1 pseudogene is annotated in these 1,184 nt (G+C 43.8%); it reads left to right on the top strand.

Annotated elements, in window-relative coordinates:
- Positions 1 to 1,184, top strand: a pseudogene (locus tag P20652_RS20690) (hypothetical protein); the annotation flags it as partial.

Here is a 1,184-nt window from a genome sequence, read left to right as displayed (position 1 = left end):
CTCGACAGCCAAGGTAATGTTGATATTACCGCCACTAACGTACTTACACTCGATGGCACATTTATAACCTTTGATGGGCCGGTTGATTACGACATAACCAGCCCACAAACAGCGCGGGCACCGAGCAATGCAAGCCCTGCCAATATTAGCCGCATTAGTGATATAACCATTAATGACTCCGGTATTGCTGCAACAACGTCAAGCGTAGTGGATTTGCTTTATGTTTATCAAGATGGCAGCCCTGTAAAAAACGCACCTTATACAATTAAATTTGATGATGGAACACAAAGCACAGGCCAGCTAGATGAAGACGGTATAGCGCAATTAACCGATGTACCAAATGGTCAGTTTACTATTCAATACGGGGAAGATACGCGCGAGTATGAACCTCAAGATAACACAACGCCAAACCCACTTTATAAAAGAATAACCCCCGCCTCTGCCATACAAATGAGCAGAGCTGGGCAAACAGCAACACTTGATGAAGCAAGCAACATAGCCAGCCAAGCGGGTGACTGGTTATGGGGAGCGCTGCAAGGTGACTTTAATAAAGACCCCACCACTGCACAGATTGTAGTAGGTAGTATTATTTCAATGATACCTGTTATTGACCAAGTCATGGATATTCGGGATATTTGCGCTAATACCATGCTACTCACAGATGATGATAAAGCCAATGATAGTGATGGCTGGATTGCCTTTACCTTAACAGCCATTGGTTTAATTCCACTCTTTGGCTCTGCTGTAAAAGGCGTGGGTAAAGTTGTAATTAAAAACAGTGGTGAGTCGATGGAAGCCGCCATTGCAGTGCTACGCAAGCTCGGCAAAGGCGACCCTGTAAAATACTTACGTAAAATAAACTGGCAGGATTTAGGTAAGCAAGCCGCCAGTGAAGTAAAAGCCGTAATTAAGGGCTTCAGAGATACACTGCAAGACATTTCAACAAGCTGGAAATATGATTTATTACTACCGGATAGCGCTATTGACGGCATGCAAGCTATGGTCAAACAGCTTGATGAAGTCACCCCAAAAATTAACCAAGGCGTTAAAAATGCAGCGAATGATATCGGCAACCGCGTAAATAAAGCCCTCGATGAATTCGAACCGCCGAAAAGCATCGGTATTGTGGGCAAACCTAAAAAGAGCGTTGCGAATGAATTAGATGCACCTAAAGGAAATGATTT

The sequence above is a fragment of the Pseudoalteromonas sp. BSi20652 genome, assembly GCF_000239855.1.
GTDB lineage: Bacteria > Pseudomonadota > Gammaproteobacteria > Enterobacterales > Alteromonadaceae > Pseudoalteromonas.
Note: the sequence above shows the minus strand (reverse complement) of the source record. Positions and strands in the feature narration are given on the sequence as shown.